The organism is Amycolatopsis sp. NPDC049253, assembly GCF_040678995.1.
GTDB lineage: Bacteria > Actinomycetota > Actinomycetes > Mycobacteriales > Pseudonocardiaceae > Amycolatopsis.
The window spans coordinates 12432-39270 of record NZ_JBFAQX010000049.1 but is presented as its reverse complement, the minus strand read 5'-3'; the positions used below and the strand labels follow the sequence as shown (position 1 = coordinate 39270).

Below are 26839 nucleotides of genomic sequence, written 5' to 3'. Positions count from 1 at the left end.
CGGTCACGATCTCCTCACGCACCCTGACGATCTTGGACTACCCGCCGCCGCCCACAACGCAGACACACCGACCTCATTCTGAACTGATCTCTTAGCCACTCCGACACCCGTCCCGAGATACGGGCGACAACGTACTGGAGCCCGTAGTTCACCACCGGTTCGTAGGAGTCACGGATCCGCGCGACGCGCCAGTGAGCTCGGCGAGCCGTTCCGCGAACGTCCGTCCGCCCAGCGGCAACCGCGCGAACACCAGGGAGAAGTGGTTGCCGAGCCGTTCGGGGAGTTCGGCGTCGAACAGGGCCAGGCTGACCGGGACGAGCCACGGCAGGTCGGCGAGCTCTCGAGCCTCCACCGTGCCGGGCCGGCCAGCTGAGCTAGCGGGCGAAGGCGCTGGCGACCAGCGCGGTGCACACGTCGTTGACGGTGGTACCCGTTGCGTATCCCAGCTCGGCCAGCCGCCCGAGCGGGATCTGCTCGCTCCAGGCCGCGGTCTTGGCCACCCCCGGTTCACTGGCCACGCCGGGTCGGACTCGGCCGCACCGACGAGCGCGACCAGACCCGCCACGCTGTGGCCGACGGACGTCGCCGTGGTGGCCACTTCGCCGACCACCCGGCGCGGACCGCCGCTCAGCAAGGCCGACGCGAAACCCGCCGCCGCGGCGACGACCCCGGTGTGAATAGTGGCGGATCTCGGAAGAACGACTTCTCGCTGTAAGGCATCCAGCTGTCGGTGGTGTCGGCAGTGGCCTCGAGCGTCTCACCCGCCACGTAGCGCCGCACGACCTCCCGTAGCATCTCGATCTCGCCGGTGCTCTCCATGAGGTAGGCGTACATCAGGTGGTCCCACGGCAGCGCGAGACGGCCACCAGCCCCCATCGCGGGCGGCCGCGAGAACTGCCCGGACACCCCGACACCGGACCTCAGCGGCCCGGGTTACACGACGGCTGGGATGACGCCCAGCCCGGACCAGACTGCCGACCCGCGTTGCGCCCGTATTTCTTCCAATCATCGGCTCAGCCGCAGCGGGTGGATCGGCTACAGACCATCGACGTTTCGGCGGCGCTGAGAACGCCGCAAGCAGGCTCGTGAGGGTGACGATGCCCTCACACGTGATGGTCCGCGAGGCTGATCCTTGCAGCGCATCGTCCAGCGCGGCAGTGAAATGAAGACGATGTGGCAGGAGGGTAAGCAGGCAACGTTGAGCAAGATCATCGGTTCTGTCGATCTGTGCGGCTAAACCGCTGTTTGTTGGATCTACGGTGTCAGTTCGTCCGGTCTCGGGCAATGAGTCAGGAACTGAGCCAAATCGGAGCTGGATCGCGGCCACTGATGATCCGCTCTGGACCACAGCGGTGGCTACGGTGCGCCGTAGCCACCGCCGCCCGGGGTTTCGACGATCAGCACGTCGCCAGCGCGGACCTGGGCCGAATCGGCTCCCGCGAGTTCGGCGACGGTGCCGTCGGCGTGCCGCACGTGGTTGCGACCGAGGGCTCCGGGCGAGCCGCCGGCCATGCCGTAGGGCGCGACCTTTCGGTGGCCGGACAAGGTGCTCACGGTCACGGGTTCGGTGAACTCGAGGCGGCGAGTGGCGCCGTCGCCTCCGTGCCATCGTCCGCCGCCGCCGCTACCGCGGCGGATGGCGAATTCCCGTAGCAGGACGGGGAAGCGCCATTCAAGGACCTCGGGGTCGGTGAGCCGGGAATTCGTCATGTGCGTCTGCACCGCGGACGCACCGTCGAACCCGTCGCCGGCACCGGAGCCGGACGCGAGGGTTTCGTAGTACTGGTGACGTTCGTTGCCGAAGGTGACGTTGTTCATCGTCCCCGAGCCTTCGGCCTGCACACGCAGAGCGGCGAACAACGCGCCGGTGATCGCCTGAGAGGTTTCGACGTTGCCGGCGACGACGGCCGCGGGATAGGTGGGCGCGAGCATCGAGCCCTCCGGGATGATGACCTGCAACGGGCGCAGGCAGCCGTCGTTGAGCGGGATGTCGTCGGCGACCAGGGTCCGGAACACGTAGAGCACCGCGGCGTTGGCGACTGAGGAGGGTGCGTTGAAATTCGTGTCCAGCTGGCGCGAGGTACCGGTGAAGTCGATGGTCGCGCTGCGACTCGCGCGGTCAACTGTGACCCGCACGGCGATGATCGCGCCGGAGTCCATGCGGTACCGGTATTCACCGTCGCCGAGCGTGTCGATCACGCGGCGGACGGCGTCCTCGGCGTTGTCCTGAACGTGTCGCATGTACGCCTGGACGACATCGAGTCCGAAGTGGTCGATCATCTTGCCGACCTCGTCGACACCTTTCTGGTTGGCGGCGATCTGGGCACGCAGATCGGCGAGGTTCGTCTCCGGACTGCGCGACGGGTAAGGCGCGTCGGTCAGGAGGCGCAGCGTTTCACTCTCGCGGAACCGGCCGCTTTCGGCGAGCAGCCAGTTGTCGAACAGCACGCCTTCTTCGTCGACCGCGCGGCTGTGGGCCGGCATGGAGCCAGGCGTGATACCGCCGATTTCGGCATGGTGCCCGCGGGAGGCGACGAAGAACAGGATGTGCTTGCCCACGGCGTCGAAGACGGGGGTGATGACGGTGATGTCCGGCAGGTGCGTGCCGCCGTGGTAAGGGTCGTTGACCGCGTACACGTCACCAGGTTTCATCTCCCCGGCGCGTCTACTGACCACTTCCTTGACGCTGGTCCCCATCGAGCCCAGATGGACGGGGATGTGCGGCGCGTTGGCGACGAGGTTGCCGCCCGCGTCGAACAGCGCACATGAGAAGTCCAGCCGCTCGCGGATGTTCACCGACTGGGCCGTGGCTTCCAGCCGGGTGCCCATCTGTTCGGCGATCGACATGAAGAGGTTGTTGAAGATCTCCAACAGCACCGGATCCGACGTCGCCGCCGCGTCGGTCTCATCCGGCGCTGCCACCCGCTCGGCGATCAGGTGCCCGGACCTCGTCATCGTCGCCTGCCAGCCGTCGTCGACCACGGTGGTGGCGTTGGCCTCGGCAATGATCGCCGGCCCGGTCAGAATATCGCCGGGCCGCATCCGCTCCCGCTGCCGTAACGGCACCTCACACCAGGCTCCCTGGGTGCAGAGGGACGCGGTGTCGCCCGGATCGGCGGTGTCGGGAGTCTGCTCGCCCAGATGGGACAGATCCGGTTGTTCGGTCAGTCCGGTGGCCTCGAGGGAGATCGCTTCGGCGATCAGCGGACGGTCCATCAGAAACGAATACGTCGCTCGGTGACTGGTCTCGAAATCGGTGATCATGGTGTCGAGTTCGGACAGTTCTACCGGCACCGCAGTGTCGGTGCCGTCGTAGCGCACCTGCACGCGACGGACCACTCGGATCTGCTCAGTCGGGATGCCCTCGTCGAGCAGCTCAAGACGCGCGGTCTCCTCGAGGGTGTCGGCGACCTGCGCCAGCTTCGGCAGGGCCGCGGCGTCGAGCCTGATCTCCACGGACTGTTCCCGCATCGCGGTGGTGTCGGCCAGCCCGATCCCGAGCGCCGAGAGCACGCCGGCCATCGGCGGCACGAGCACCGTGCGGATACCGAGTGCGTCCGCCACCGCGCACGCGTGCTGCCCGCCCGCACCACCGAAAGTCGTCAGCACGTACCGGGTCACGTCGTGTCCCTTTTGGACGGAAATCTTCTTGACCGCGTTCGCCATGTTCGCCACCGCGATCCGCAGGAACCCCTCGGCGACCTCCTCCGGTGAGCGCTCGTCACCGGTCTGTGCCCGTACCTCGCCGGCCAGTTCGGTGAAGCGGCGCCGCACAACCTCACTGTCCAACGGCTGGTCCCCGTCGGGGCCGAACACGGCCGGGAAGTGTGCGGGCTGTACTCGGCCGAGCATGACGTTGGCGTCGGTGATGGTCAACGGTCCGCCGCCACGATAGGAGGCTGGGCCGGGGTCCGCGCCGGCCGAGTCCGGGCCGACGCGATAGCGGCTGCCGTCGAAGTGCAGGACCGACCCGCCACCGGCGGCCACCGTGTGGATGTCCAGCATCGGGGCGCGCAGCCGGACCCCGGCGACCTGAGTGGTGAACACCCGCTCGTACTCGCCGGCGTAGTGCGACACGTCGGTCGAGGTACCACCCATGTCGAAGCCGATCACATGGTCGAATCCCGCCAGCGCCGACATCCGCACCATGCCGACGATGCCCCCGGCCGGGCCGGACAGGATCGCGTCCTTGCCACGGAAATGCCCAGCCTCGGCCAGTCCCCCGTTGGACTGCATGAACATCAACCGGACGCCGCGCATCTGAGCGGCCACCTGGTCGACGTAGCGACGCAACACCGGGGACAAGTAAGCGTCCACCACCGCGGTGTCTCCGCGTGGCACCAGCTTCATCAGCGGACTGACCTCGGACGACAGCGAGATCTGGGGAAAGCCGATCTGCTCGGCCAGGCTGCCGATCTCCTGTTCATGGGCCGGATACAAGTGGCTGTGCAGGCACACCACCGCCACGGCGTGAATCCCGTCGGCGTACGCCTGCCGCAGCCGGTGGCCCAGCTGGTCGAGATCGGGCGCGCGCAGCACCGTGCCGTCGGCGGCGATCCGTTCGTCGACCTCGACGACACGCTCGTACAGCATCTCCGGCAGCACGATGTGCCGGTCAAAGATCCTGGGACGATTCTGGTATGCGATGCGCAGCGCGTCGGCGAATCCCTGCGTGATCACCAGCAGCGTGCGCTCGCCCTTGCGTTCCAGCAGTGCGTTCGTCGCCACCGTGGTGCCCATCCGCACCGTCTCGACCCGCTCGACCGGCACCGGCGCATCCCCGCTCACCCCCAGCAGCACCTTGATCCCGGCCACCGCCGCGTCGCGGTAGCGCGCCGGGTTCATCGACAGCAACTTGTGCGTCAGCAGCTGCCCGTCCGGCCGTCGCGCCACGATGTCGGTGAACGTGCCGCCCCGGTCGACCCAGAACTGCCACTCCGCATTCGCCACACCGGCTCCCTTCACCGGTCACCTGCCCCCTCCCACCGAGCCTACAATCGTCAGCGGTGGCGGACACGCCCGCGCGTGCCGCGCTGAACAGCCAGTGACTCACGCTTTTCGAGTTGTCAACTGCAACCGGCGAGTGAGGTGATCCGAAGTGACAGCCCAAACAATCGGTGTCTACACCGAGGACACCCCTGGCGAACGGCGCGTCGCACTCGTGCCCGCGATCGTGAGACGAATCCGCGGACTAGGCTTGGACGTCCTGATCGAGAGCGGCGCCGGGAGACGGACCGGAATCCCGGACGACAGCTATACCGCGATGGGCGCGCGCCTCGTACCGCGTCAGGACTTGTTCGATACCGCCACCGTGCTTGCCGGCGTGAGGCTCCCGGTTAACCCGTTCGGACATCGGTTCCGCCGTGGGCAAGCATTGCTCTGTCTAATGCAGCCGCTGCGCATTCCGCTCCGGATCCGCGATTGGGCCGATCAGGGACTCACCGCGATCGCGCTGGACCTGCTTCCCCCGACCTTCAGCAGCATCCGACCGGCATACGCCGGATCGGAGGACTACGCCACGATCGTCGCGGACCTGCTCGAGCACCTGGTCCGCGACGGGGCACTCACAATCGACCTGACCGATCCCCTCCAGTCCACCATCGTGGTGACTCATGATCGGCACATCCTCAACAGCGCGGTGTGGCAGCGGATCCTCGCCGAGATCGCGATCGCCGGGCTGCCGTGAAACTCACGCCGTTGCCGTGTCCACATCGAGCAGCACTGCGCGGCGAGCGACCGCCATGGCATGCCAGGCGAAGCGTTCGTAGCAGCGCGCCACCAGGGTGAGATCGACCGCCGCATCCGCGTCGATCGAGGCACCTCGAGACAGCAGCCGCCGGTACAGCAACCGCTGCGCGCGGTCCGCTGACGCGTCGAACCCGGCTAGCTCCGCGATCCCGACCGCCCCACGCGACTCCACAACATCGGCTGCCTTGACAGTCATATCGAGGCAAATCCCGCTCACCTCGCGCAATGCCTCCAGCATCGCCTCGGGGATGGATGGCCAGGAACGCCGGGTCCGGGCGATGTCGGCGACCTCCCTCGCCAGCTGCCCCATCACCTCGGCCTCGGCGTTGATGTGCACGGCCGCAATGGTCGCGGGCAACAGCTTCGATTCCGCCGAGCGGCGACGATCCGCCAGGGTGTCAGTCGCATGGCTGTCCACCTCACGCCGTAGCGCATCGACCGCCCGGTAAGCGGTGTTCAAGCTGTCGCCTAGGGAAGCATCCGGAGCAAACACAGCCTCGGTCGCGCGACTCATCGCGTCGCTCGCCAAACCGACCAGCTCCACCAGCTCCGTGCTCGCCCGGTCCGACTCCCAGGCCGACGTTTCCTGCTTCACGAGCAACCTCCCGCCATCGCGGTGAGCCACAATGCACGACGCTACTCCGCCCCGGCGAGGTCACCAAGGACACGGACAGAACCCGCCGACCATGCGACAAGCATCAACGATGAGCGGGGGGCGAACTCCTCACCAGCCGGGCTGAGGGCTCCCGGCACGGACGAGAGAATCTATTCCTGGCTTCCCAGTCCGCAGGGCTGAGTGGTGCCAGCGCCCGACACGTGGAACATTCGCCCGTTGATGATTTCTATCGGGATCCGCAGGAAGTGTGAACGTTCTCCACCGGGCCATGGCCGGTGGCGGGGTTCGGCCAGCGCCACCAGTTCGTCGATTTCGGTGATCGGATTCGCCTTGCCAAGCACGACAACACTCCATCCGGTGCGGGTGGTGAGGTCGATGTTGTCGACCTCGAACGCGACCACTTCGTCGCGGAGCTTGGCGATCGACCCGGTGCGGCTGCTCCGGACGATGATGTTTCCCTCGTGCATGTGGAAGTTGACCGGCCGGATGGCGGGCAACGCGTTCTCGGAAAACACCAGCCTGCCCACTGGCTGGGTCGACAGCAGGTCGATGCATTCCCGTGTGGTCAAGGGGCGCAACTCAGTCATCGTTGATCCCGGTAGTCGGCGGAACAGTGGGTTCACCGTCGAGTGTGCCCGGCTGCAGGCAGCGGGGTCAGGGCAAGAAGTCCTTCACTCTCGGGACAGTCGGCTGCCGTCGGGCCGCTGCGGTGTCCGGCCGTGCACTCGGTCATCGACCTCACACCGATCAGATCGGCCGGCGGTCGGCGACGCGCGAGCACACCGCTGGCACCCGAGGGTCCCCCCGGCGCCGGCGGGGTCGGGTTCGACATCTCCTGCGACGTCCGCCTGCTGGCTACCGACCTCGTCCGATCCCCTCGCACCTCGCCTCGGCACGTTGGCGGACACGCTGGGACACACGATTCCGCGCGACATGCACCGCGGCTGCGTCTACCCCTGACCTCGTCACGTCGGCTGCGGGAGATCCTCACTGGCGGTGCGTCATACGTGGTCGCGGCCGGGCATGAGGTGCCCCGGGAGCCGAGGCGGTGCGAGGACGGCGGTGTCGTTCCCGGAGCAGACCCGGGCCAGGCCAGCGAGCGCGCGGTCGAACGCGGGCTCGGGCAGGTCGGCAGTCCAGCGGGATCCCGCATCGCTGGGCCGCAGCGTCCGACCGGGCGGGCGTGGCCGTCGTCTCCGACCGGACAACCCTCAGTGCCGAGACCCTCGCGGCCCGATCCGCGTCCACCGGCCCCGTGCCGGCGTAACCGCCGTCAGCCGGCCGCGCGTCGGGCCGGACAGACTGCCGCGCCCGCGCGCACAACCCCGCAGGCGCACGTGCAGCTCGGCCAGGACCGCGCCTACGGCGCAAACCTGGATCTCGATGACACGCTGTAATGGATTCGGAGTGTTCAATCGCCGAGAGGCTCGTAGTCGAACCAGTCGAAGTGGACAGTACCCGCGACGGCGTACATGCCGATCACTCGTCCGGTGAAGCCGCCTGCCACCTCGGTGGACAGATACCGCCCGTCGAGGGCGCTGAGTACGGTGAAGCTACCATCCGGTTCCCCTACTCCGAAGGAGATGCTGTCGGGTCCGCTGAGTGGGCCACTCGGTGTGCGCGTGGTTATGTCGATCCCCAAGACGACGGGCTCCGCGGAGATCTGCCGAGAGGCGACCGCGTTGTGCAGTGGGCCGATGCGGGCGAGCACCTGGACTAGTCCGGCACCGATCACGATCTCGTAGTGGTGTTGTTCGTCGAAGCGGACAGCGAGGCCGCCGCTGCCGTCGGCAGGGTCGATCAGCGCTCGCACCCGGCAGGACAGGTGTTGCTGGCGCCGGCCGATGAACGCCGGCCGCGGATCGTCCAGGGTACGGCCGTGGGTGGTGAGGCTCAGCCAGCTCGCCCGCCAGTGGGTGGTGCCGTGCCGGACGGGAGGATTGCGCGGCGAGATCCAGCACGGTCGCAGGTCGCCGGGGTCGAAGTCGTCGCGGACCGACGCTGCGGCGCTGGAGTGGAGGGGTGAAGGTGGCGCGGAGACCAGTTCCCCGACAACCGGCCAGCCGCCCGCCCAGCGCACCGGTGCAAGGAAGGTCTCTCGGCCTGCCACGTGCCAGCCCGGCGTTCCACCTCGCGGTCGCACGCCGAGCAGCACCATCCACCAGGAACCCTCGGCCGCTTGTACCAGGTCGCCGTGTCCGGTGTTCTGGACGGGCTGATCGGTGCCGCGGTGGGTGACGATCGGGTTGGCGGGACACGGCTCGAACGGCCCGTCGGGCCGGCGGCCGCGCGCGATCGAGATGCTGTGTCCCCGCTCGGTTCCGCCCTCCGAGATCAGGAGATACCAGAAGCCGTCGATCAGGTACAGGTGCGGCGCTTCCGGCGCCTTGGCACCAGGGGTGCCGGACCAGAGCCGATTCGGGGCAGCGAGGGCCTGTCCGGTGTCCGGATCGATGCGAACCTGTCCGATCCCGGCGAACGTGCACCAGCAGGTCCCGTCCGCGTCCCACGCCAGGTCCGGGTCGATGCCGGGAACCCCGGGCAACCGGATCGGGTCGGACCACGGTCCGGCCGGATCGGTGGCGGTGACCAGCAGGTTGCCCCCGCCGTCACTGACGTTCGTGACGATCAGCCAGAACCGGCCGCTGTGGTGGCGCAGCGTGGGTGCGTAGATTCCTCCGGAGGACGGTGTTCCCGGCGGGAAGCTCAGCTGGCCCGGCCGATCCAGGACGTTGCCGATCTGCCTCCAGTGCACCAGGTCGCGGCTGTGGAAGATCGGCACGCCGGGGAAGTACTCGAAACTGGAACACGCCAGGTAGTAGTCGGTGCCGACGCGGCAGACGGTGGGATCGGGATGGAAGCCGGGGAGCACGGGGCGGACGACGGTATTCCCCGGCTCGTGGTGGTCTGGCACTCCTACTCCTTCCGATTGCACGGCGGGAACGCGAGAGCGGTACCACCTCGCGGCCGCGAGGCCACAACGCGGCGACCGGTGCCGTCGTGGCCCCGCGCTGGAGTTCACATGGCGATCGGCACGTCCGCCCCGGCGCGCAGGAATACGGGGATCCGGTGTGCCGGTGCGTCCGCGGTGACGGTGGTGCCGCCCGCGTGGCGGGCGCCGGTCCACGCCTCGGTCCATTCGCAGCCCGCGGGCAGGTAGACCGTGCGCTCGGTCATGCCGGGAGCGAGCACCGGAGCCACCAGAACGTCGGGGCCGAGCAGGAACTGGTCTTCGACCGCCCACGTTCGCTCGTCTGCGGGGAAGTCCATGAACAGCGGGCGCATCGGCGGGATGCCCTGTTCGTGCGCCACCCGCATCTGCTCGTGCAGGTAGGGTCGGAGGCGTTCGCGCAGCCGCAAGCAGTCGGTGATCGAGGCATAGGCCTGTTCGCCGTAGGACCAGACCTCGTTGGGACCGCCCTCCATCTCGGGACCGAACGGCGTCCTCGGGTCCCGGTGACCGTGCAGCCGGAACAGCGGGCAGAACACGCCGTACTGGAACCAGCGCACCACCAGCTCCCGGTAGGCGGGTGACTCCGGGTCGCCGCCGTGGAAGCCGCCGATGTCCGTGGTCCACCAGGGGATTCCGGAAAGCGCCACGTTGAGCCCGGCGCGCACCTGGGTGCGCAGCGACTCCCACGTCACCCCGATGTCGCCGGACCACAGGGCGGCACCGTAGCGCTGGCTGCCCGCCCACGCCGAGCGGCTCAGCAGCACGACCTCGTCGTCGCCCTGCGCGAGCATTCCCTCGTGAAACGCCCTGGCGTGGGCCATCGGATACAGGTTCGCCACCTCGGCCCCGGCCCCGGCGTGGAAGCGCAGGTTCTGCGGATGCCCCGGCTGGATCTCCGGCTCGCAGGCGTCGAGCCACCACACCCGCACTCCGCGGTCGTAGTAGTTGCGCTTGACCGTGGCCCAGATGAACGCGCGGGCTGCCGGGTTGGTGGGGTCGTAGAAGGCGACCGGCATGGCGGTTCCGAAGCCCTTGTCCTTCCACGGCGCGTGGAACGGCACACCCTGCTCGGTGGCGGTAAGCAGACCCTCGTCGAGCATGCGATGGTAGTTCTCCGAGAGCGGGCTGACCGAGGGCCAGATCGAGACCATCAGCCGTACGCCGAGGTCGTCCAGCTCGGCGAGCATCCCGTCCGGGTCCGGCCATTCGGTCTCGTCGAAGCGCCAGTCGCCGAGGTGGGGCCAGTGGAAGAAGTCGGTTACCACCACCGACATCGGCAGCCCGCGCCGCTTGTGCTCGCGCACCACCGACATCAGCTCGTCCTGCGTGCGGTAGCGCAGTTTCGACTGCCAGAACCCGCTCGCCCAGTCCGGCAGCATCGGCGGGTGACCGGTCGCATCGGCGTAGTTGGTGAGAATTCCGGCGGGCGTGGCGGCTGTGGTGATCCAGTAGTCGAGCTGTCGCGCGCTGTCGGCCACCCAGCGCGTGCCGTTGTCCGCCAGTTCGACCCTGCCCACAGCAGGCAGGTTCCAGAGGAAGCCGTAGCCTCGGCTGGAAAACATGAAGGGGATGGTCACCTCGGCGTTGCGCTGGACCAGGTCCAGCACCATGCCCTTCTGATCGAGCCGGCCGTGGGTGTGCTGCCCGAGACCGTAGAGCCGTTCTCCGTCGTAGGCGGCGAACCGTTGTTCCAACCGCGCGTACCCGTTGCCGTTCGAGGTGAACAGCCGCGAGCCCGGCCACCAGAAGTGTGCGCGCTCCTCGGCCAGCAATTCTTCGCCGGTGTCGGAGCGCACGAACCGGATCAGTGCACTCGCTCCGGTGTCGGAGTCGGCGATCTCGACGACGGCAGTGAGCGCGCCGTTGACGATTCGGGCGCTGCGCTCCTCGGCGGTCACGGTGACTTCGACGGGTTTGGGCGGCAGCAGCGCACCCGGAATGTCGTCGATGATGACGTGCTGGGCGGCGCGGACCCGGAGGCTGTCGGCCCCCCACGGCTCGATGCGCAGGATCTCGTGCTGCACGGTCACTTCGAGGACGCGACCGTCCTCGCGAATGCTGATCACAGGTCTCCTTAAACGAGCGGAAGAGGGGAACTACGACGTTCACCTGCCCGGCCTCGCCGATTTCCGCAGGCGCTTCCCTCTGAATCGTCGAAGAGCGTCGATTTAACCGACCCTCAGCAGGCGGTTCCGTTGGGTGTGCAGTGAATCGATCCGTTTTCTGCACCGGAGAACAGCTCCGGTCGAATGAACGGGCTTGGTGGATTCGTAGGTTGACGTGGTTCGCTGGACTCCGAGTGGCGTCAGCGCACCGCAGCCGACGAGTCTCGGACGTTGAGCATTGGCGGGATCAGGGTGGTCGTGCCGCCACTGGGCCGATCGGAAAGCTGCGCCATGACCAGGTCGACGGCGCTGCGGCCCATCTCCTCGGCGGGGATCGACACGCTCGTCAGCTGTGGTGAGAGTTGCAGCGCGAGCTGGTCGGGACAAATCGCGACGACGGACACGTCCTCGGGAACTACGCGACCGAACTGGCGCAGCAGGTCGAGCGTCGGCCGGATGGCGGCTTCGTTCTGCACGACGAACCCGCTTGTCGTGGGCCGTTCGTCGAGGATGCGCGTGAGTACCCCCGCCGTCGCCTCGAAAGTGCCCTCGCACGGCCGGTGCACGGCACGAAGCCGGCGCTCGTGTGCCTGGCGCTGGAAACCGTCGAGTGTGCGCGCCGCAAAGCCAGTGTGTCGGCGGTACACGCTTTTGCTCTCGCCGATCAGCGCGATGTCGCGGTGGCCGAGGTCTGCGAGGTGGTCCACGCACGCCGCTCCGGTGGCCTGGAAGTCCAGGTCGACGCACGTCAAACCCGCGGTATCGGAAGGGAGGCCGATCAGCACCGCCGGCATCGCGGCCTCGCGCAGGACCGGGATGCGCTGGTCGTCGAGCTCGACGTCCATGAGGATGATGGCGTCGGCGATCCCGCTGGCCGCGATGCGGCGCACCCCGTCGGGCCCCTCGCCGCCGGTGAGCAACAGGATGTCCTGGCCGTGTTCGCGAGCGGTGGTGGCCGCGGCCATCACGATCTCCATGATCACCGGCACGTACATGTCGCTTCGCAGAGGCACCATGAGTGCGATGACGTTGGTGCGGTTCGACGCGAGCGCCCGGGCGCTCGCGCGCGGGTGGTAGCCGAGTTCGACGACAGCGCGCATGACGCGGTCGGTTGTCGTCTGGGAAATCGAGCGCTTCCCGCTCATCACGTAGGACACCGTGCTCGCGGACACGCCAGCGTGTGCGGCCACGTCGGCGAGTGTCACCATCGCTGCTCCTCGAGAACTGGGGTGAGGCCCCAGAGGTGGTGCTTCATCTCCGCCGGAAGGCTGATGAAGCTTTTCGATACTACAGGCGAGCACGGTGCCCGGCGGCGTGCCCTGGTCACCCCTTGATCGCGCCGGTGAGCGCGCCTTTGGCGAAGTGTTTCTGCGTGAACGGGTAGACGATCAGAATGGGAATCAGGGTGAGCACGACCACCGCCATCTGAAGGGACAAGGGTGCGGGCTGCGCGTGGCCGGCGATATCCGGCGAGCCGCCGCCGGGCATGCTCGCGCCTTGGTTGACGTACTCGTACAGCACGTACTGGATGGGCCATTTGCTGTTGTCCGCGGGCATGTACAAGAGCACATTGAACCAGCTGTTCCAGTAGGTCACGCCGTAGAACAACGCCATGACGACGTTCACGGCCTTGGAGGTGGGAAGCACCACTGACCACAGGATCCGCCAATCACCTGCGCCGTCGATCTTGGCCGCGTCGATCAGGTCCCGCGCGGTGTTCATGTAGAAGGACCTGATGATCAGGATGTTGAACACCGACACCGCGCTGGGCAGGATCAGGGCCCAGTACTGGTCGTAGCCGTGGAAGATGTTCGCGACGACGATGAACGTCGGAATCAGTCCACCGCTGAAGAACATGGTCGCGATGAACGTCATCAGGATGGTGCGATGACCGAACGAGTGCTGCCGTGACAGGCCGTACGCGCACAGGACCGACACGACCATGGAGATCGCGGTGCCCGCGAGGGTGATCACCAGGGCGATGATCACGGCGCGGGTGACGACGCCGCCGTCGAGCATCTGGCGGTAGGCATCGAGCGTGAGGCCGTGCGGCACGACCACGATCCCGCCCGCGATGTTGATCGAGGCTTGGGTGGAAAAACTCGTGATCACCACGCAGTAGAGCGGGAAGAGGATCACGCCGAGCACGAGGCACAGGCTCAGGAACTTTCCGAGCTGCCCGAAGAGGGTGGGCTTCTCCTCCCAGGACGGACGTGCGGAAGTCCGCGGTTTCGTTCTTTTCGCTGTCGGTAAGATGGTGATCATTTGCTGCTCCTGTACAGGCCGTCCTCGCCGAAGAAGTGCGCGAGCTTGTTCGCCGCGAGAACAAGGACCAGTGACACGATCCCTTTGAACAGTCCGGCCGCGGTCCCCAGGCCGTAGTTGTTCGCAATGACGCCGTAGTAGTACGAATAGGTGTCGAGTACTTCGGATGCGTCGGAACCGACCGCGTTGCGTTGGATCAAGAACTGTTCGAACCCGACGGTCAGCGCGTTGCCCAGACGGAGTACCAGCATCAGCACGATGACGCCCCGCATGCCGGGGAGGGTGATGTGCCATATGCGGCGCCAGCGTCCGGCGCCGTCGGCGGCCGCGGCTTCGTAAAGGCTCGTGTCGATCGCCGCGATGGCGGCGAGGAACACGATGATGCCCCAGCCGGCTTCTTTCCACACCGCCTGCGCGGTGACGAGGTACTTGAAGGTATTCGGGTCACTCATGACGTTCCAGACACCGACGCCATTGAGACGCAATATGTGGTTGAGCAGCCCGGCACCGCCCAGCATCTCCTGGAACAGCGTGACGACGAGGACCCATGAGAAGAAGTGCGGTAGGTACACAACGGCCTGGATGAACGAGCGCAGCTTGGCGCTCAGCACCGAGTTGAGCATGATCGCGAGCGCGATCGGAATGGGGAAGAACAGCACCAACTGGACAAGGCTCAGGACGAGCGTGTTCTCGAACGCGTGCCAGAAGTTGCTGTCGGCGAACAGTTGCTGGAAGTTCCCCAGGCCGGCCCACGGGCTGTGGAAGAAACCCGAGATGTAGTCGTAGAACTGGAACGCCGTCACCGTGCCGAACATCGGCAGGTAGTTGAAGGCGATGATCAGCACCAGCGCCGGCAGCGTCATGAGGATGAGTGTGCGGTCGCGGCGCAGCCGGACCCGCCAGGTCAGCCTCGGTTTCTTCGCGCGCTCGCGAGGCCGGCCTTTGAGCTTCGCCCTGTCCGGCTTGGCCGGTCGCGCGTCACCGGATCCGGTTGAGCGACCGGTCGTGGTTGCCGTCACCGGGTCCTCCCTCCGCCGCTCGTCACTGTCCTGTGCCGTACTTCTCGAGGACGTTCGTCCGGTACCAGTCGGTCATCGAGTCCCCGCCGCCGGACTTCCACGTCTTGACGGCGTTCTTGAAGTCGGCCACGGTCTTGGTGCCGCAAGTCACCTGAGTGACGGTGTCTTTGAGCTGCTGGGCTGTGGAGGCGCTGGAAAACCGGCTGGGCACGGTGGCGTTGAGGTTCCAGAACACCGGTTTGCGGGCGTACTGGACGGCATTCGCCACCCAGGCGCAGTAGCCCTTGGTCACGGAGTCGTGGCCGGGGCTGTTCACGTGGCTCTCCGGCGCGGACAGGAACTGGTAGGTCGGCTGGCTGCAGTCCCGCTTGCCGGTTTCGGTGTATGCCGGACCGTTTGCGGTGCTGGTCCAGTGCACGCCTTCGACGCCGAAGTTGATCAGTTGGTACTCGGTCGAGCCGAACGGGGCGGCCAGGTAATTCGCGATGCGGAGGCATTCCTCGATCTGAGCGGGAGACAGGCGCTTGTTGAGGTAGCTGACGATGCCGGTCGACGGGCCGAGGTCGATCGTCGGGGTCGAGCCGTCGGCGGAGAAGAGCTTGAACGCGCCGCGCTCGAACTTCGGATTCGCGGCCTGGCCCTGTTCGGCGTCCCCGACGCTCCACTGACCGGGTCCCTCGGCCGTCACCAGCTCGTTGCCGCTGTAGAAGCGCTGGGTCTTGTTGCTGGTGTCATTCGCCAGCGCACTGGGGTGCACGTAGCCGGACTTGGCGAGTTTGTACGCGAATTCGAGAGCCGCCTCGGTCCGGGGCGATTCGGACCAGTGGACCAGCTTGCCGTTGTCTGCAGAGAACCCGGACGTCGGTGCGCCGTACATCTGCTGGATCATCAGCCAGAGCACGTCGAAAGCCCACACGTTTGCGCTGGGAGCACTCAGCTCGGCGCCGAGGTGATAGAGATCGTCGGCGGACTTGATGTCGTCGGGGTTGATGCCGCGGGCGTCGAAGATGTCCTTGCGGTAGAACAGCGCGCTGCTGAACGCGTCCCCCTGGGTGAACGACGGCAGGCCGTACAGCTTGCCCTCCCAGGCGCCGGACTCCCAGCCGCCGGTGGCGATCGCGGCCAGGTTCGGGTACTTCCTGATGTTGCCCTTCGACAGGTACGGCGTCAGGTCGGCGAACCGCTGCGCGGCGAGCGCACCCACGTTGAAGTTGGTGTTCCACTGGCTCGGCAGCTGGATCCAGTCCGGCAGCTTGTCGCCGGCGACGAGGGTGGGGACGGTGGTGTCGTAGGTGTTGCCGTTGGCCGGATGGACGTCGATGTTCGCGCCGAGCGCTTTGTTGACCGCCTGGTAGTACGCGTTGCCCGCCGGAGGTATCGCGCCCCACAACGGCGTGATCGCGGTGTAGGACCCGCCGGCCCCGGGAACTTCACTCGCCGTCTTGACCAGTTCGGCCGGGTAGCTCAGGTAGCCGGGTTCGGTCATGGCGCCGTTCGCGCCGGTCACGCTCGGGATGTCGGGTTTCACCCCGCCGGTGAGCGGCACGTGGTCGGGCAGCACGGCGGCCAGCCCGGACCTGCTCACGCCGCCGGCCGAGCCTCCCCCGTCGCCGCACGCGGCGAGCAGCGGTGACGCGAACACCGCGGCACCCAAGCCGAACGCGGAGGCGCGGAGAAACCCCCTGCGGCTCAGACCGGTGTGGTCAGTTCTCATCGTCATGAACTCTTCTCCTCGTTGAGAGGTTCGTTGCGGTGGTGCTCGGCTCAGGTGGCCGGAGTGCGCGCACCCGGCGGAGTCAGTGTCGAAGCGCTTGAATTCGGGCTCGGACGCTACGCGATCGGATGTCTTCGCACAAGCAGCACGAGTTATGCACTAGTATGTCCTGTTTGTCGGCTCGATCGAGCGATGAAGCGAAGGAAAGATCGACCAAAGTTGGGCAGCCCACTCGTCTTGACAGCGGCGCATTCACGTGGAAACTTCGAAGCGCTTCGACAGTCCGGTGAGATGCCGGTTCGTCCCTGACTTCCGCCAGTTCGCGCCCTCAGCCGCACGATCGGACCCTTGTCATGTCCCAGTTTCCTTTCCGGGATCCCGCACTGCCCGTCGAACGGCGTGCGAAGGATCTCTTGTCGCGTCTCACGACGCCGGAGAAGATCGCGATGCTCCACCAGTACGCGCCGGCCGTGCCGCGGCTCGGCTTGGGCGGGTTTCGCACCGGTACCGAGGCGCTGCACGGCGCGTCCTGGCTCGGCGAAGCCACCGTCTTTCCCCAGGCGGTCGGCCTCGGTGCGACGTGGCATCCCGAACTCGTGGCGGCGGTCGGCGAAGCCACGGCCGTCGAGGTGCGTGCGCTGCACGCCAAGGATCCGGCCGTGAGTCTCAATGTGTGGGCACCGACGGTGAACCTGCTTCGCGACCCGCGGTGGGGCCGCAACGAGGAGGGCTACTCCGAGGACGTCCTGCTCACCGCACACCTCGCGATCTCCTACTGCCGCGGGCTGCGCGGCTCCGATCCGTATTACGTGCGCACCGCGCCGACGTTGAAGCATTTCCTGGCGTACAACAACGAGATCGACCGCAGTGAGACCTCGTCGGCTGTGCGCCCGAGGGTGCTGCACGAGTACGACCTCCCCGTATTCACGCGGGTGATCGCCGCCGGTGTCGTCGACGCCGTCATGCCCTCGTACAACCTCGTCAACGGGCGTCCCAACCATGTGAGTCCGTATCTCGACGGGGTCCTGCGCAAGCACAGCGATCGGGAGATCGTGGTGGTCACCGACGCCGAGGCGCCGTCCAACCTGGTCGACACCGAGCAATACTTCGAGGATCACGTGATCGGTCACGCCGCGGCGCTGCGGGCCGGCGTCGACAGCTTCACCGACCACGGGGCCGACCCGTCGCTCACCGTGGCGCGGCTGACACAGGCGCTCGGCGAGGGCGTGATCGCCGACGAGGACATCGATCGCGCCGTCGGGCGGCTGCTCGAACTGAGGATTCGAACCGGTGAGTTCGATCCCGACATCCATCCGTACTCGTCGATCTCCCGGGATGCCCTCGACACGCCGGAACATCGCGCGCTCGCCCGGCGCGCGGCGCGCGAGCAGATCGTGTTGCTCAAGAACACCGAGAACTTGCTGCCGCTGGCCAGAGGCACCAAGCCGCGGATCGCTGTGGTGGGCCCGTTCGCCCTGGACCTGCGCACTGACCACTACAGCGGCACCATGCCATACCGTGTGGACGTCGCCCAGGGACTCGCGGACGCTCTCACGCCGTTCGGCGGCGAAGTGATCGGCACGGACGCGATGGATCGCGTGAAGTTGCTGGCCACGAGCGTGGACCGGCCGGTGCGCGTTGACCTCGGCGCAGCACATCCCCTGCTCACCTGCGCCGCCGGCACGGCTGACGACAGCGAACTGTTCGACCTCCTCGACTGGGGCGACGGGGTCAGTACGCTGCGCAGCGCGGTCACCGGCCGGTACGTGACCGTCCAGGCCGATCCGCCCGAGGCCGCGGGAAGCCCCGCGTCGGCACCGGAACGCCGTGGTCGCACGGCGGCGCTCATCGCGGATCGGGTGCAACCGGACGGCTGGGCGACCCACGAGACCTTCACCTTCGTCGAGCAGCCGGATGGCACGCGGCTCCTGCGCAACGTGTGCACGGACAAGTACGTGACCCTCGACCCCGAGACGGGTGAGCTCGTCGCCACCGCGCAATCGCCGGAGGTCGCCGAGCGGTTCGAGCTTCGGCTGGTGCGAAGCGGGATCGAGCGTGCCCTGCAGCTCGTCCGGGACACCGACGTGGCGATTGTGGTCGTCGGAAACGACACGCACATCAACGGCCGCGAGACGCAGGACCGGACCACGCTCGCGCTGCCACCCGCGCAGGAGGAACTGGTGCGCGAGGTCGCACGCGCACAACCGCGCACGGTCCTCGTCGTCATGAGCAGCTATCCGTACGCGGTCACCTGGGCCCACGCGCACGTGCCGTCGATCCTGTGGACGAGCCACGCGGGACAGGAGACCGGGAACGCAGTCGCCGACGTGGTGTTCGGTGAGCACGCACCGACGGGTCGGCTGTCACAGACCTGGTACCGCGCCGACGAAGATCTGCCCGATCTGCTCGACTACGACATCATCAAAGCACGCCGGACGTACCTGTACTTCGACGGCGAGCCGCTGTACCCGTTCGGGCACGGCCTGACGTACACCACTTTCCGCTACGGCCGAATTCAGTCCACAGTGGACTCGCGGAAGATCGCGGTGCGGCTCGAAGTCACCAACGACGGGCAGCGGGACGGGGTCGAGGTGGTGCAGCTCTACAGCCGGCCGGTGTCGCCTGCCGGCGAGCGCCCGTCGCGGCAGCTGCGGGCCTTCGCGCGCGTCGAGCTGGCGGCCGGGCAGACCCGCACGGTCGAACTGGAGTTCCCGGTGGCCGAACTGGCGTACTGGGACGTCGCCACCGGTGAGTTCCGGGTGGACGCCGGCGAACACGAGCTGATGGCCGGCCGGTCCTGTGCGGACATCCGATCGAGCACCCGGGTGGTCGTGTCCGGCACGAACGCCGGAATGCGCGATGTCCTCGGGATCGAGGTGCGTGCGGCCGATTTTGACGACTACGAGGGCGTAACTCTGGTCGACACGACCCGCGCGTCGGGTGATGCCGTGACGCCGGCCGGCGACAGTCCGGGCTGGGTGGTCTTCCGCTCGGTCCACCTCGACAGACCCGCGCAGCGGATCACCGCACGCGTGTCGCGCACCGGCGCCGGCGAGGCGGAACTCGCGGTGCGGCGCGACGATCCCGTCGACGGCGTCCTGCTGGGCAGCGTGCGCATCGCCTCCACTGGCGACAGGTACGCGTGGACGACGGTCAGCTCCGGGATCGATGCGCCGCCGGGCACTTACGACCTGTACGTGGTGCTCGACGGGGAACAGCGGCTCGACTCGTTCAGGCTCGAAGCATGACGCACGCGTTCTGGTTCGGCGGAGACTACAACCCCGAGCAGTGGCCGCCTGAGACTTGGGACGAAGACGACGTCCTGATGCGTGAAGCTCGCGTCAACACGGCGACCGTCGGCGTGTTCGCGTGGTCGTCGATCGAGCCTGCCGAGGGCGTCTTCGACTTCGACTGGCTCGACCGGACGCTCGACCGGTTGCACGCCAACGGAGTGCGCGTGATCCTCGCGACCCCAACCGCATCGCCACCGCCGTGGTTCACGTTCGCTCACCCCGATGCGCTGCCGGTCACGAGTGGGGGCACCCGGCGCTGGCACGGCAGTCGCGACACCTACTGCGCGGCGGCGCCGGCCTACCGCGAGGCCGCGAAACGAGTCACGTCGGCGCTGGGCGAGCGTTACGGGGACCATCCGGCGGTCGCGCTGTGGCACGTGCACAACGAGTACGGCACGCCGTGCTACTGCGGTCACGTGGCCACGGCGTTCCGGCGCTGGCTGCGGGCGCGTTACGACGACGATCTGGCCGGGCTGAACGAAGCGTGGTACACGAAGTTCTGGAGCCAGAACTACGGTGACTGGGAGCAGATCCTGCCGCCGCGTGACACGCAGTACCTGCCGAATCCGGCGCAGGCCCTCGACTTCGCCCGGTTCTGGTCCGACGAGCTGCTGACCGCCTACCGCGAACAGCGGGACCTGCTGCGTGGGCGAGTGCCGGTGACCACGAACTTCATGCTGCCGGACAGCTACCAGATGCTGGACTTCTGGCGCTGGGGCGCGGAGGTCGACGTGGTCGCGATCGATCATTACCTCAACGCGCCCGGCGTCGCCGGCACGATCGACGTGGCGTTCGCGGCCGACCGCGCGCGCTCGTTCAACCGCGGCCGCCCGTGGCTGCTCATGGAGCAAGCCGTCGGCACCATCTGGCCCGGGCACGGCGAGATGGTGGTCGCGAAGGAACCCGGCAGGCTCTTGCGCGACAGCCTCGCGTACGTGGCGCGCGGGTCGGACTCGGTGCTCGCGTTCCAATGGCGTGCCGGCCGCGGCGGGTCCGAGCTGCACCATTCGGCGATGGTGCCGCACGCGGGCGCCGACACCCGGGTGTTCCGGGAGGTGAGCGCGCTCGGAGAGACATTGTCCGGGCTTGGGGAGATCGTGGGCAGCACGGTCCGCGCCCACGTGGCGATCCTGTGGGACGCCGACTCCCGGTGGGCACTGGAACTTCCCGTCACGCCGTCACGGCACGTGAAGTACATGCCTGCGGTGCGCGAGCTGCATGCCGCGGTGTGGCGGGCCGGCGTGACCGCCGACTTCGCGCGGTACGAGGACGACTTGTCGCGCTACGCGGTCGTGTTCGCACCCAGCCTGTATCTGCTGTCTCCGGCGGCAGCCGAGTCACTCGTCCGCTACGTCGAGGGCGGTGGGCAGCTCGTCGTAGGCTGCTTCTCCGGAGTGGTTGACGAGCGGCAACAGGCGTGGCTCGGCGGTTTCCCCGGCGGTCTGCTGGACGTCCTCGGCGTGCGCGTGGAGGAGTTCCACCCAGTCGTGCCGGGACAGACCGTCGCGCTCAGCAGCGGCGCCACAGGACGGCTGTGGAGCGAAGACCTTGTCTGCCACGGCGCCGAGGTGCTCGCCGCCTACGAGGGTGGTCCGCTCGACGGCAAGCCGGCGATCACCCGTCACCCCCACGGCGCAGGCACCGGCTGGTATGTCTCCACGTACCCGGACGAACCCACGGCCGACCGGCTCGTCCGACGCGTATTCGAGGCGGCCGGAGTCGAGCCGGAACTGCCCGGTGCGCCGACTCAGGTCGAGGCGCTGCGACGGCACGCGGCGGACGGCAGGTCGTGGCTGTTCCTGTTCAACCATGGCTCTGCCGCCGCGCTCTTCCCCCTGACCGGTCACGAGTTGTTGACCGGAAGGTCCGTCGAGGGCTCTCTCCGGCTGGCGCCCGGCGACGTAGCCGTAATCCGTGAAACCCGACCAACCGAGGTGAACTGATGTCGCTTTCCCCTGACCCGCAAGGAAACCAGCCCTACACTCCCGATTGGTCTTCGGTCGACCAGCACACGGCGGCCCCGGAGTGGTTCCAAGACGCCAAGTTCGGGATCTACCACCACTGGGGCGCGTTCAGCGTCCCGGCGTTCAACAACGAGTGGTACCCGCGCCAGATGTACATCGACGACGATCCGGTGAAGCGCCACCACATCGAGAACTACGGCGACCCCGCCGAATGGCCGTACCACCGGTTCATCGACGGCGGCTACGACAAGGCCGGCCGGTTCGTCCAGTTCGCGCCGAAGCTGAAGTCCCAGGGCGGCAGCTTCGACCCGCGAGAGTGGGCGCAGTTGATCGCCGACTCAGGAGCGCGTTTCGCCGGTCCGGTCATCGAGCACCACGACGGGTTCTCGATGTGGGACAGCAACGTCAACGAGTGGAACTCGGTCGCGCGGGGGCCGAAGCTGGACCTGCTGGAGCTGTTCACCGAGGCCTACCGGGAACAGGGGTTGAAACTGCTGGTGGCGATGCACCACGCGTTCCACTTCACCGGGTTCTACGACCACGTACCGCCTCAGCCGACCACGTCGCTGCGCCGGCTGTACGGCCAGCTGGACGTGGCCGCAGAGAACCGCCTGTGGCTGGACAAGCTCAAAGAGGTGGTCGACCGGGCCCGTCCCGACATCCTCTACCAGGACGTCAACCTCGACCAGGTCGAGGAACGGACCGGGCTGGAGTTCCTCGCCTACTACTACAACCGGGCGGCCGAATGGGGGACCGACGTCGTCGCCACCTACAAGGACGGGTTCAACGACAAGGGTGAGGTCTTCGACTTCGAACGCGGCGGGCCGGCCGACCTGACCTACCCGTACTGGTTCACCGACGACATCGTCGGTACCGAGGCCTGGTCCTACACCACGGGCATGAGCTACTTCTCCCTCGAGCAGATCCTGCACTCGCTGATCGACCGGGTCAGCAAGAACGGCAACATGCTGCTCAACTTCTCCCCGACGGCCGAGGGCATTATTCCCGACGAACAGCGAACCCTCCTGCTCGGCATCGGTGACTACCTGCGCCAGTCCGGCGAGTCCATCTACGCCACCCGAGCCTGGAGCGTCTACGGCGAAGGACCGACCGCGATGGGCGGTGGCTCGTTCACTCCGCCGGTGGCCGGCGGCGGCGAGGACATCCGGTTCACTCGCGACAAGGACGGCCGGGTGCTCTACGCGACGGTGCTGGGCTGGCCGGAGGGGACGCTCACGGTGAAGACGCTCGCGTCGGGCCGGATCGACCTCGGCTCGCTGCGTGCCATCGAGTTGATCGGACCCCGCGCGGGCGAGTACGTTCCGCTGCGCGAGTTCCGCCAGAACGAGACTGGCCTGCACATCGACGTTCTCCCGGCGGCGCCGTTCGCCGCACCCGCGTACGCATTGAAGCTGACCTTCTCCGGGCCGATTCCCGAACTCCGGTCATGACCCCACGGTACTTCGAGGACTTCTCCCCCGGCTACGGCAGTCTCGCACCACGCGCCGCGGTGCGCTCGGACGCGCCGCGGCTCGACTTGAGCGGTTCCTGGGCATTCCGGTATTTCCCGGCAGTGGTACTGGAGCCGGACGGGTTCGAGCTGCCGGAGTTCGACGACCGCGCCTGGGACCGGCTTCCGGTGCCCTCGCATTGGCAGTTGCACGGACACGGCCGTCCGGTGTATCTGAACATCCGTTATCCCATCCCGGTGGACCCGCCGTTCGTGCCCGACGAGAACCCGACCGGCGACTACCGTCGTGCATTCGACGTGCCCCAGTCGTGGGCGGACACCCCTGCGGTGCTGCGGTTCGAGGGAGTCGACTCGTGCGCACGGGTCTGGCTCAACGGCATCGAGCTCGGTGTGAGCCGAGGGAGCAGGCTCCCGGTCGAGTTCGACGCGACCGCCGCGCTGCGCCCCGGACGCAACGTGCTCGCGGTGCGCGTGCACCAGTACTCCTCGGGCACCTACCTGGAAGACCAGGACACCTGGCGGATGTCGGGGATCTTCCGCGAGGTCGCGCTGATCGCGCGCCCGACGGGCGGGGTCCGGGACCTGTTCGTGCACACCGAGTACGACGCGGACAGCGGTCGGGGCCGGCTGCGCATCGACCTGGACGCGGGCGCCTCGGTGCGGCTGGACATCCCCGAACTCGGGATCCTCGGCGCACCCGCCTCGGACGAGTTCACGTTCGAGACGGTGCGGCCGTGGAGCGCGGAAGACCCGTTCCTGTACGAAGCAGTGCTCGCCACCGACAGCGAACGGGTGCGAGTGCGTATCGGCTTCCGCACTGTCGCGATCACCGAGGCCGGGGTGCTGACGGTCAACGGGCGGCGGGTCCTGCTGCGCGGAGTCAACCGGCACGAGTTCGATCCCGACCGCGGGCGGGCGGTGACTCGCGAAACGATGCGCCGCGATGTGGAGATGATGAAGCGGCACAACATCAACGCCGTCCGCACCGCGCACTACCCGCCGCACCCGTGGTTCCTCGAGCTGTGCGACGAGCTGGGTCTTTGGGTCGTGCTCGAATGCGACTTGGAGACCCACGGGTTCGAGATCGCCGGCGCTCAGCGGTGGGAAGGCAATCCGTCGGACGACCCGCGCTGGGGCCCCGCCTATCTGGACCGTATCGAGCGGACGGTGGAGCGGGACAAGAACCATCCCAGTGTGATCGTGTGGTCACTGGGCAACGAAGCGGGCGACGGGGTGAACCTCGCGGCAATGGCCGCCTGGGCGCGCGAACGAGACCCGGACCGGCCCATCCACTACGAGGGCGATCGGTTCGGCCGCTACACCGACGTCTACGGAGAGATGTACCGCACCCAGGCCAACGTCAAGCGAATCGGCCAGGGGCGATTGAAGCCCGGCGAGTGCTTCTATCCCGCCACCGAGGGCGAGGGCGATCCGGCGGACGAGCGACGCAACCGGATGCCCTTCCTGTTCACCGAGTTCGCCCACGCGATGGGCAACGGGCCGGGCGGGCTCGCCGAGTACCTGCGGTTGTGCGACGAGTACCCGCGGCTGCAAGGCGGTTTCGTCTGGGAGTGGATCGACCAGGGTCTGCGCACCACCGACGCGGTGGGCCGGGAGTTCTTCGGCTACGGCGGGGACTTCGGCGAGGAACTGCACGACGGGAACTTCATCTGCGACGGCCTGGTGTTCCCCGACCGCACCCCGTCACCGGGGTTGCTGGAGTACCAGAAGGTCATCGAGCCGGTCCGGATCACCGCTGACACGGGCTGTGTGTCGATCGAGAACCGGTATGACTTCGTGGACCTGTCCCATCTGCGATGGGCGTGGTCGCTCACCGAAGAGGGAACACCGGTAGCCGAGGGCGCGTTGACCGTGCCCCCAGTGGCGGCGGGCGAACATGCCGAAGTACCCCTGCCGCAGCTGCCCGCAGCACCAGGTAGCGGTGAACGATGGTTTCTGGTGCGCGCCGAAACGGCCAAGGCGACCGCGTGGGCGCCTGAGGGACATGTGGTCGCCTGGGGGCAGTTCTCGTGGTCTGACAACAGGCCCTCTCGCGACGGCGCCCGTGGCGCGCGGGTGCCGACCGCCACCGTCGCCGGGCAGATCGCACTCGGCCCGGCGCGTTTCGATCCGCACACCGGGACCCTGCACAGCCTCGCCGATCGGACCGTGCACGGGCCCTGGCTGGAGTTGTGGCGCGCACCGACCGACAACGACCGGGGCGGCGCCCAGCGCGACGCCGCATATTGGGAGGAACGCGGTCTGCACCGGCTGCGGCACCGGACTGTGTCGCTGGACGTCGGGAAGCACGAGCTGACCGTGGTGGTGCGCAGCGCCGCGGCCGCATCCGGCTCCGGATACCTGACCACGTACCACTGGGACGCCGACGAGGAGCGGCTACGCCTGCAGGTGCGCACCGAGCCGGTCGGCCACTGGCCCGAGCGCGGCGACATGTTCGGCGAAGGCATGGTCGATCCGGACCTGCCGCCCGACCGCTACGCGGAGCTCGCCCGACGGGACAAGGCACCCTCGCTCGCCCGCATCGGCCTGCGCTGGCTCCTCCCCGCCGAGTGGTCACGGGTCAGCTGGTTCGGCGCCGGCCCGGGCGAGGCCTACCCTGACTCCCGCCACGCTGTTCAGACCGGCCGCTTCGAATCCACCGTGGATCAGATGCAGACCCCGTACGTGCGTCCGCAGGAAAACGGCAACCGCACGGATGTGCGCTGGGCCAAGTTCACCGACCCGGTCGGCCACGGAATGCGCGTTGACGGCGATCCCGTGTTCAACGTCTCTGCGCGCCGGTGGAGCGACCAGCAGCTGGCCGCTGCACGCCACCTCACCGACCTGACCCCCGAACCGATGATCCACCTGCACACTGATCACATCATCCAGGGCATCGGCACCGGTGCCGTGGGCCCCGGAGTGCTGCCCCAGTACCGTCTCGAGGTCGGGCCTGCCGAATTCGCCCTCACACTGACAGCCGTGGCACGCCCGTCGCCAGACAGCTGAGTCCTCGCGGCCGGCTCACGACACCGAGTGAGCTCGGCCGTGGAGGCAGAAGACCTCCGGCTGTGAAGTGGAGCCGCCCCGGAACCGCATCGCCTGGGCCGTCTGGCCTGCCCACAGTATCCGCGAGCCGGCACCAGCTGATCCAGAACGGCACGGCAGGCCAACGCAGCCCCCAGCAGCTCGGCCGCGACGTCCCGACCTACGGCCAGCCTCGGGACGTCGCAGCCCACATTCCCGGAAACACGTCGCCGTGTTCTCTCGTCATCCAATTGCCTGCCCGAAGCCAGACTTCGCGCGTGCGCGGGCGGAAATCCGTTCCTGCGAACGCTGCGCTTCCGCCATGATCTTCTAGCGTCGGCGCTGTGTCGTGGGCGGCATCCAACCCCTGGCGACGTCGGGCTCTAAACGGACTCTAGTGCCGCAAGCTGCGAGGTCCGGGTCCGACCTCCGGCTGTCGCCGGACGCTTCGTCGAGGAGATCCGGAGCGGTGGGGAATGTCAGGTTCCGGGGATCGTGCGCGCCCACCGCAGGCGTCCACGCCGCAGCTCGAGGATCCTGCAGGTCTCCACCAGCTAGACCACGTTCTCGGTGAAGTCAGCCAGCACCCTGGCGCCGCACGCCCCTCTGCAGGGCATCCCGCCGACTGCGAACAATAGCCCCTTGTGCAGGCGGGGCAGCCCAA

The 26839-nt window shown here is 67.7% G+C and carries 18 protein-coding genes; 6 read left to right on the top strand and 12 right to left on the bottom strand.

The genetic code is table 11. The features are described 5' to 3' along the window. Nucleotides 1–148: 148 nt before the first annotated feature. The 4 genes from AB0K15_RS46290 to AB0K15_RS46275 all read right to left on the bottom strand — a co-directional run bounded on the left by AB0K15_RS46290 (nt 149) and on the right by AB0K15_RS46275 (nt 4950). A complete protein-coding gene (locus AB0K15_RS46290) occupies nt 149–352 on the bottom strand; it encodes a hypothetical protein (RefSeq protein ID WP_364067231.1) in 204 nt (67 codons plus the stop codon). Nucleotides 353–374: 22 nt separating this feature from the next. Then, nucleotides 375–518 (bottom strand): hypothetical protein, encoded by a 144-nt coding sequence (locus AB0K15_RS46285; RefSeq protein ID WP_364067229.1) that lies wholly within the window; start codon nt 516–518, stop codon nt 375–377. Between the two features lie 109 nt (nt 519–627). After that, the gene (locus tag AB0K15_RS46280; RefSeq protein ID WP_364067227.1) at nt 628–906 is read right to left on the bottom strand and encodes a hypothetical protein; all 279 of its coding nucleotides are present in this window, start codon (nt 904–906) and stop codon (nt 628–630) included. Nucleotides 907–1356: 450 nt separating this feature from the next. Continuing rightward, on the bottom strand, nt 1357–4950 hold the full coding sequence (locus AB0K15_RS46275; protein ID WP_364067225.1) for a hydantoinase B/oxoprolinase family protein: 3594 nt from the start codon (nt 4948–4950) through the stop codon (nt 1357–1359). A 148-nt stretch (nt 4951–5098) separates the two neighbouring features. Between AB0K15_RS46275 and AB0K15_RS46270 the strand changes: the two genes are divergently transcribed. Further along, nucleotides 5099–5686 (top strand): hypothetical protein, encoded by a 588-nt coding sequence (locus tag AB0K15_RS46270; RefSeq protein WP_364067223.1) that lies wholly within the window; start codon nt 5099–5101, stop codon nt 5684–5686. 3 nt (nt 5687–5689) lie between these two features. On the opposite strand, the gene AB0K15_RS46265 is transcribed toward AB0K15_RS46270, so the two are convergent. Beyond that, nucleotides 5690–6343 (bottom strand): hypothetical protein, encoded by a 654-nt coding sequence (locus AB0K15_RS46265; protein WP_364067221.1) that lies wholly within the window; start codon nt 6341–6343, stop codon nt 5690–5692. A 170-nt stretch (nt 6344–6513) separates the two neighbouring features. Further along, a complete protein-coding gene (locus AB0K15_RS46260; RefSeq protein WP_364067219.1) occupies nt 6514–6951 on the bottom strand; it encodes a pyridoxamine 5'-phosphate oxidase family protein in 438 nt (145 codons plus the stop codon). A gap of 42 nt (nt 6952–6993) precedes the next feature. Here AB0K15_RS46260 and AB0K15_RS46255 point away from each other — a divergent pair, with 42 nt between their 5' ends. After that, nucleotides 6994–7761: an RtcB family protein gene (locus AB0K15_RS46255; protein ID WP_364067216.1), complete on the top strand. Its 768-nt coding sequence runs from the start codon at nt 6994–6996 to the stop codon at nt 7759–7761. A 14-nt stretch (nt 7762–7775) separates the two neighbouring features. Here AB0K15_RS46255 and AB0K15_RS46250 read toward each other — a convergent pair whose 3' ends face one another. From AB0K15_RS46250 to AB0K15_RS46225, 6 genes are all read right to left on the bottom strand, one after another. Then, nucleotides 7776–9278: a glycoside hydrolase family 43 protein gene (locus AB0K15_RS46250; protein WP_364067214.1), complete on the bottom strand. Its 1503-nt coding sequence runs from the start codon at nt 9276–9278 to the stop codon at nt 7776–7778. A gap of 104 nt (nt 9279–9382) precedes the next feature. Continuing rightward, nucleotides 9383–11383 carry a glycoside hydrolase family 31 protein gene (locus tag AB0K15_RS46245; RefSeq protein WP_364067212.1) on the bottom strand — a complete coding sequence of 667 codons (2001 nt, stop codon included), beginning with the start codon at nt 11381–11383 and terminating at the stop codon, nt 9383–9385. A gap of 239 nt (nt 11384–11622) precedes the next feature. Beyond that, complete coding sequence (locus tag AB0K15_RS46240; protein WP_364067210.1) at nt 11623–12612, bottom strand: LacI family DNA-binding transcriptional regulator; 990 nt, start codon at nt 12610–12612, stop codon at nt 11623–11625. A 133-nt stretch (nt 12613–12745) separates the two neighbouring features. Next, nucleotides 12746–13687: a carbohydrate ABC transporter permease gene (locus AB0K15_RS46235; protein WP_364067209.1), complete on the bottom strand. Its 942-nt coding sequence runs from the start codon at nt 13685–13687 to the stop codon at nt 12746–12748. Continuing rightward, a complete protein-coding gene (locus AB0K15_RS46230; protein ID WP_364067208.1) occupies nt 13684–14706 on the bottom strand; it encodes an ABC transporter permease subunit in 1023 nt (340 codons plus the stop codon). The genes AB0K15_RS46235 and AB0K15_RS46230 overlap by 4 nt, the downstream gene beginning before the upstream one ends. Nucleotides 14707–14728: 22 nt before the next feature. Then, nucleotides 14729–16426, bottom strand: coding sequence for a hypothetical protein (locus tag AB0K15_RS46225; RefSeq protein WP_364067207.1), 1698 nt, complete (start codon nt 16424–16426; stop codon nt 14729–14731). A gap of 407 nt (nt 16427–16833) precedes the next feature. Between AB0K15_RS46225 and AB0K15_RS46220 the strand changes: the two genes are divergently transcribed. Genes AB0K15_RS46220 through AB0K15_RS46205 form a run of 4 tightly spaced genes read left to right on the top strand, consistent with a single transcriptional unit; the run spans nt 16834 to nt 26157 of the window. Next, nucleotides 16834–19668 (top strand): glycoside hydrolase family 3 C-terminal domain-containing protein, encoded by a 2835-nt coding sequence (locus AB0K15_RS46220; RefSeq protein ID WP_364067205.1) that lies wholly within the window; start codon nt 16834–16836, stop codon nt 19666–19668. Further along, on the top strand, nt 19665–21656 hold the full coding sequence (locus AB0K15_RS46215) for a beta-galactosidase (RefSeq protein WP_364067203.1): 1992 nt from the start codon (nt 19665–19667) through the stop codon (nt 21654–21656). Before AB0K15_RS46220 ends, AB0K15_RS46215 begins: the two co-directional genes overlap by 4 nt. Then, nucleotides 21656–23128 (top strand): alpha-L-fucosidase, encoded by a 1473-nt coding sequence (locus tag AB0K15_RS46210; protein ID WP_364067201.1) that lies wholly within the window; start codon nt 21656–21658, stop codon nt 23126–23128. The genes AB0K15_RS46215 and AB0K15_RS46210 overlap by 1 nt, the downstream gene beginning before the upstream one ends. After that, entirely contained in the window at nt 23125–26157 is a 3033-nt protein-coding gene (locus AB0K15_RS46205; RefSeq protein ID WP_364067199.1) for a glycoside hydrolase family 2 TIM barrel-domain containing protein, read from the top strand. Before AB0K15_RS46210 ends, AB0K15_RS46205 begins: the two co-directional genes overlap by 4 nt. Nucleotides 26158–26839: the final 682 nt, after the last annotated feature.